At 68.6% G+C, this 6,522-nt stretch carries 6 protein-coding genes; all 6 read right to left on the bottom strand.

Annotated elements, in window-relative coordinates; translation table 11 throughout:
* Window positions 1-275 (bottom strand): chorismate synthase (locus ACFY10_RS43810; protein WP_390670929.1); only part of this gene is annotated, 275 nt, incomplete at its 3' end.
* A 154-nt stretch (window positions 276-429) separates the two neighbouring features.
* A complete protein-coding gene (locus ACFY10_RS43805) occupies window positions 430-1,245 on the bottom strand; it encodes a shikimate dehydrogenase (RefSeq protein WP_390670928.1) in 816 nt (271 codons plus the stop codon).
* The gene (mltG, locus tag ACFY10_RS43800) at window positions 1,245-2,903 is read right to left on the bottom strand and encodes an endolytic transglycosylase MltG (RefSeq protein ID WP_390670927.1); all 1,659 of its coding nucleotides are present in this window, start codon (window positions 2,901-2,903) and stop codon (window positions 1,245-1,247) included. The genes ACFY10_RS43805 and mltG overlap by 1 nt, the downstream gene beginning before the upstream one ends.
* 122 nt (window positions 2,904-3,025) lie before the next feature.
* Window positions 3,026-3,490, bottom strand: a complete 465-nt coding sequence (gene ruvX, locus ACFY10_RS43795; RefSeq protein ID WP_275774424.1) for a Holliday junction resolvase RuvX — start codon at window positions 3,488-3,490, stop codon at window positions 3,026-3,028.
* Window positions 3,491-3,492: 2 nt separating this feature from the next.
* Window positions 3,493-6,165: an alanine--tRNA ligase gene (gene alaS, locus ACFY10_RS43790; protein WP_390670926.1), complete on the bottom strand. Its 2,673-nt coding sequence runs from the start codon at window positions 6,163-6,165 to the stop codon at window positions 3,493-3,495.
* A complete protein-coding gene (locus ACFY10_RS43785; RefSeq protein ID WP_390670925.1) occupies window positions 6,165-6,518 on the bottom strand; it encodes a hypothetical protein in 354 nt (117 codons plus the stop codon). Before ACFY10_RS43785 ends, alaS begins: the two co-directional genes overlap by 1 nt.
* Between the last annotated feature and the right edge of the window lie 4 nt (window positions 6,519-6,522).

Raw genomic sequence — 6,522 nt, 5'->3', positions numbered from 1 at the left:
GCCATGACCTGCTCCCACTTGGGCCACTCGGTGTTGCCCACCATGATCGCGACCGGGGAACCAAGAGTGAGGCCGTGCCGCACACCGCCGAGGAACGTGACCTCGTCGCGCTCGAACTTCATACGCGCACCGCGGCCATAACCGAGCCGCCGCCGCGCCAGATGGTCCGCAACCATCTCCGTCGTGATCGGCACGCCGGCGGGAAGCCCCTCCAGCGTCGCGACAAGTGCGGGACCGTGGGACTCCCCCGCGGTCAGCCAACGCAGCCTGCTCAACGATGCTCCTCAGTGCTCGCGCCCCGGTACTGCCCTGCGTACGCGCGTCCTCGCGTACGGCGACGGCCCGACCAGGTGCGCGGCCCTGGCCCGCCTCCCCCGATCCTCCCACGTCCGGGAGGCGGCACCGATCCGAGTCCGACAAACGGACAGATCAGCCCAGCTGTGCGGCCTCGCGCATGGCAGCGAGCGGGGAACGAGGGTCGCCGGTGAACTGGCGGAACTGGAAGACCGCCTGGTGCACCAGCAGGTCCAGGCCGCTGAGCACCTGCCCGCCGCGCTCCTGCCAGGCCGCGGCGAGAGGGGTGGGCCAGGGTTCGTAGAGCACGTCGAAGAGGGTGCCGACCTGCGCGGGGACCTGCGCGGCCAGCTCGTCGGTGCCCCCGGCGGGCGTGGTCGAGATGACCAGGGGCGCCTCGAAGGCCCGTACCGCATCGGCCCAGTCGGCCGGGCGGACCTGGATGCCGAGCCGCTCTCCCCACTGCCGCATCTCGTCCGCGCGCCGCTCGCTGCGCACGTACACGGTGACCTCGCCGGCGCAGATCCGGGCGAGCGCAGCGAGGGCCGACGAGGCGGTGGCACCTGCGCCCAGGATCGCCGCCGACTCGGTCTTCTCCACACCGCGCTCGTGCAGCGCGGCCACCAGGCCGGGGATGTCGGTGTTGTCGCCGATCTTTCGCCCGTCGGGCCGGAACACCACGGTGTTGACCGCCTCCACCGAGGCCGCCGTGTCGGTGATCTCGTCGAGCAGCGGGATCACCGCCCGCTTCAGCGGCATCGTCAGGGACAACCCCGCCCACTCGGGGCCGAGCTGCGCGAAGAACCCGGGCAGCGCCGCCTCGTCGATCTCGAACCTGTCGTACGACCAGCCCTCCAGGCCGAGGGCCCGGTACCCCGCGGTGTGCAGTTGCGGGGACAGGGAGTGGGCGATGGGCGAGCCGAGCACGGCCGCCCGTCGGGTTGCTGACATCAGTTCTTGTTCCTCGACGCATTGAATTCGTCGACCAGCTTGTTGTGCTCGGCGAGCGTCTTCGTGAACTTGCTGGTCTTGCCGTCCAACGAGATGAAGTAGTACCAGCCGTCGTGCGTCGGGTCGAGAGCGCCCTTGAGCGCCAACTCGCCGGGGTTGTCGATCGGGCCGGGCGGCAGACCCTTGACGTAGTACGTGTTGTACGGATTGTTGTACTTGCGCAGCTCGGCGATGCTCAGGTCGATCTTGGTCTGGTTCTTCACGTAGTTGTACGTGGAGTCGAACTCCAGCGAGCCGTAGGTCTCGGGGTTCGCGGGCTTGAGGCGGTTGTAGACGACCTCGGCCATCTTGCGGAAGTCGTCGTGGCTGGTGCCCTCGGCCTGCACCAGGCTCGCCACGGTGAGCAGCTGCCACGGGCTGTCGAGGCCGAGGCTCTTCGCCTTCTTCGCCAGGCCGAGTTCCTCGTACTTGTCGTTGGCCCGGGTGACCATGTCCTTCAGGACGGCCTCGGGTTTCTGGCCCTTGGTGACGCCGTAGCTGGAGGGGTAGAGGAATCCTTCCAGCGGATCCTTCAGGTTCGGGTGATTCAGCGCCCAGGCGGGCAGGCCGAGCTGCTTGTAGTCCGTCTTGGCGATCTTCGCCGTGGTGCCGTCCGCCACTCCGAGGCGCTTGTCGATCAGCTCGTAGATCTTCGTGTTGCGGTAGCCCTCGGCGATGATCAGGTTGTCACGGCTCTTGTTGCTGAGCATCAGCTCGACCGCGCTCGCGGCCGACATCTGCTTCTGCAGCGTGTAGACGCCGTCCTGGATCTTCTTGCCGTCGGGGTTCGACTGCTGCGCGGAGACGAACGCGGCGACGCTCTTGACGACTCCCGCGTCCTCCAGCTTCTGCCCGATCGCATAGCCGCCGGCGCCCTTCGGGATGACGACGGTGACCTGCTTGCCGTTGCCGGCGCCCGCGTAGTCGGGCGCAGGGCCGAAACGATCCTGGTAGAAGTGGTAGCCGAAGTAGCCGACCCCGCCGACGCCTCCGGCGAAGATCGTCACCAGTACGAGGCAGGCGCAGCCGCTGCGGCGCTTCTTCGGCTTCTTGCCGCCTCGGGCCTTGCGGCCGGAACCCGGGTCGTCGTCCTCGTCCTCGTCGTCCTCGCCACCGGCGAAGAAGGCGTGTTCTCCCTGGTCGGGACCCGGGTCCCAGTCGGTCTGCGGGACCGGCTCGGCCTGCCTGCGGCCGGGCGGCTCGGGTGGCGGGTACGCGTCGGGCGTGCCGTAGTAGTCGTGCTGGTCGCCGCCGTACCCGGCGGCCTGCTGGGCATACGGGTCCGACGGGTCCGTGTACTGGACGTGCGTGTGCGTGCCGGTGCCCCAGCTGCCCTGGTCGTACGACTGCTGGCCCTGACCTGCGTAGTACTGCTGGTCGTAGCCCTGGTACTGCTGTTGCGGATACTGCTGCTGCGCCTGGCCGTAGGTGGACTGTCCGCCGTCGCCCCAGTCACCGTAGTGCTGCTGCTGCGGCTGCTCCGGATAGTGCTGTGGCTGGCCGCCGTAGGGGGACTGCTGACCCACCTGGGCCTGCTGTCCGCCCCATCCGTCGTTCCCGTACAACGGGTCCTCCGGATGCCACGGTTCGGAGCCTTGGCCCCGGCCATACTCAGTCATCGATCCCCTAGAGCCGCGAGGCGGCGGTTACGCGGCTTTTGGCCGGGTTTCCGTCCCGCCTCTTGCTGTGCAGCCGCTGTTCGAACAGCGGCGCAGTCGCGCGGAACGTTACCGTATCGCGATCAGATGACCACTTCGACGCCCTCGCCGGGTGCTTTACCTGACACCCGTTCGGATTCGAGCGCCTGCTGGAGGATGATCACAGCGGCGGCCTGGTCGATGACCGAGCGGCCTTTCTTCGACTTCACGCCCGAGGCGCGCAGTCCCTGACTGGCCGTCACCGTTGTCATCCGCTCGTCGACGAGCCGGACCGGGACGGGGGCGATGCCCTTGGCGAGCTCCTGTGCGAAGCCGCGAACCTTTACCGCGGCGGGGCCCTCGCCCCCCTTGAGGGAGCGAGGGAGGCCGACGACGACCTCGATCGGCTCGTACTCCTCGACGAGTTGCTTGAGCCGTCGGTGAGCTGCCGGGATGTCCCGGCCGGGGACCGTCTCCACCGGGGTGGCGAGGATCCCGTCGGGGTCGCACGAAGCGACCCCGATACGGGCGTCCCCGACGTCGATGGCGAGTCGACGGCCTCTGCGCATTGTCACTTGGCGGTGTCCGTGACCAGCCGCTCGACGGCGTCCACGGCGTCGCCGATCGCGGCCGGGTTCTGGCCGCCGCCCTGGGCGACGTCCGGCTTGCCGCCACCGCCGCCGCCGAGGGTCTTGGCAGCCGTGCGGACCAGGTCACCGGCCTTGAGGCCGCGCTCGCGGGCGGCCTCGTTGGTGGCAATGACCGTGAGGGGCTTGCCGTTGTTGACCGTGAAGAGGGCGACCACCGCGGCCCGTCCGCCCTGGATGCGGCCGCGTACGTCGAGGACCAGCTTGCGCAGGTCGTCGGGGGTCGTGCCGTCCGGGACCTGGCCGGTGACGACCGCGATACCGCGGATGTCCTTGGCGGACTCGACGAGACCGGCGGCGGCCTGGAGCACCTTCTCGGCGCGGAACTTCTCGATCTCCTTCTCGGCGTCCTTCAGCTTGCCGAGCATCGCGGAGACCTTCTCGGGGAGTTCCTCCGAGCGGCCCTTGAGCAGTTCGGTCAGCTGGTTGACGACCGTGTGCTCGCGGGCGAGGAAGTTGTAGGCGTCGACACCGACAAGGGCTTCGATACGGCGGACACCCGAGCCGATCGAGGACTCGCCGAGCAGCTTCACCAAGCCCAGCTGGGCGGTGTTGTGCACGTGCGTACCGCCGCACAGCTCCTTGGAGAAGTCGCCGATGGTCACGACGCGGACGCGCTCGCCGTACTTCTCGCCGAACTCGGCGATGGCTCCCTGCTTCTTGGCCTCGTCGATGCCCATGACGTCGGCGCGGACGTCGAGGTCGCGGGCGAGCACCTCGTTGATCTTCTGCTCGACGTCGCTCATCACGGCCGTGGGAACGGCGGACGGCGAACCGAAGTCGAAGCGGAAGCGGCCGGGCTGGTTCTCGGAACCGGCCTGGGCGGCCGTCGGGCCGAGCGCGTCGCGCAGCGCCTGGTGGGTGAGGTGCGTGGCCGAGTGGGCGCGGGCGATGGCCTTGCGGCGGCGCGAGTCGATGGAGGCGTGGGCCTTGGCGCCGACCGTGACCTCGCCAACCTGGACGACGCCCTTGTGGACGTAGACGCCCGGGACCGGCTTCTGGCAGTCGCGGATCTCGATGACCGCACCGGAGTCCACCTTGATGCGGCCGGTGTCGCCGATCTGGCCGCCGCCCTCCGCGTAGAAGGGGGTGCGGTCGAGGACGATCTCGACCTCGTCGCCCTCGGTGGCGGCCGGGGAGGAGGCGCCGTCGACGAGGATGCCGACGATCGTGGACTCGCCCTCGGTGTCCGAGTAGCCGATGAAGTCGGTCTCGCCGACCTTGTCGGCGATCTCGCGGTAGGCACCGGCGCCGGCGTGGCCGGTCTTCTTGGCCTGGGCGTCGGCCTTGGCGCGCTCCCGCTGCTCCTTCATCAGGCGGCGGAAGCCGTCCTCGTCCACGGAAAGGCCCTGCTCGGCGGCCATCTCCAGGGTGAGGTCGATCGGGAAGCCCCAGGTGTCGTGGAGCAGGAACGCCTTGTCGCCGGGCAGGACCGCGGAACCCGCGGCCTTGGTCTCGGTGACGGCGGTGTCGAGGATGTTGGTGCCGGCCTTCAGCGTCTTGAGGAAGGCGTTCTCCTCGGCGACGGCGACCTTCTCGATGCGCTCGCGGTCGGTGACCAGCTCGGGGTACTGCTGGCCCATCATGCCGATCACGGTGTCGATCAGGTCGAGCACGACCGGGCCGGTGGCGCCGAGCAGGCGCATGTTGCGGATGGCGCGGCGCATGATGCGGCGCAGGACGTAGCCGCGGCCCTCGTTGCCGGGGGTGACGCCATCGCCGATGAGCATCACCGACGTACGCATGTGGTCGGTGACCACGCGCAGGGAGACGTCCGAGTCGTGGGCGTCGCCGTAGCGGACGCCGGTCAGCTCGGTGGCCTTGTTGATGACGGCCATGGAGGTGTCGATCTCGTACATGTTCTGCACGCCCTGCAGAATCATGGCGAGTCGCTCGAGGCCGAGGCCCGTGTCGATGTTCTTGCTGGGGAGCTCGCCGAGGATCTCGAAGTTGTCCTTGCCGATGCCCTCGCCGCGCTCGTACTGCATGAAGACGAGGTTCCAGATCTCCACGTACCGCTCGTCGTTGACGGCGGGGCCGCCCTCGACGCCGAACTCGGGGCCGCGGTCGTAGTTGATCTCGGAACAGGGGCCACAGGGTCCGGGGACGCCCATGGACCAGTAGTTGTCCTTCATGCCCAGGCGCTGGATGCGCTCCTTGGGCACACCGACGACCTCGTGCCAGATGCGCTCGGCCTCGTCGTCGTCCTTGTAGACGGTGATCCAGAGCTTCTCCGGCTCCAGGCCGTAACCGCCCTTGTCCTGGGGGCTGGTGAGCAGCTCCCAGGCGTGCTTGATGGCGCCTTCCTTGAAGTAGTCGCCGAAGGAGAAGTTGCCGCACATCTGGAAGAACGTGCCGTGGCGGGTGGTCTTGCCGACCTCTTCGATGTCAGGCGTGCGCACGCACTTCTGCACGCTGGTGGCGCGCGGGAACGGCGGCTTGACCTCACCGAGGAAGTAGGGCTTGAAGGGCACCATGCCGGCGGGGACCAGGAGCAGAGTCGGGTCGTCCGCGATGAGCGACGCCGAAGGGACGACGGTGTGCCCGCGCTCCTCGAAGAAGCTCAGCCAGCGGCGGCGAATCTCGGCCGACTCCATCAGTGGTCCTCATTCCGGTTGTACGAGTACGTCTGGTACGTCGAGCCCTCGACGTACTTCGGGCTGTTGCGGTTCTCGATGGCGGGGTACCGCCGGGGTGCGGGGAGTTCGGGGGCCGCGTTGATGCCGAGGGCCTCACCCAGCTCTTCCTCCCGCTGGGCCATGTTGTCCCGGACGTCCAGCGCGAAGCCGACCGCGCGGTCCTTGATGCGGTGACCGGCCTCGAGCGCCTTGTTGGCCGCGGAGGCGGCAAGGTTCTCGGGCGTCAGCTGCTTCAGCTTGCGGTTGACCTTGGTGGTGGCCCACACACCGGCGGCGACGCCCGTGGTGAACCAGAACGTACGGCGGAACATCGCT

This window comes from Streptomyces sp. NPDC001401, assembly GCF_042895385.1.
GTDB lineage: Bacteria > Actinomycetota > Actinomycetes > Streptomycetales > Streptomycetaceae > Streptomyces.
Note: the sequence above shows the minus strand (reverse complement) of the source record. Positions and strands in the feature narration are given on the sequence as shown.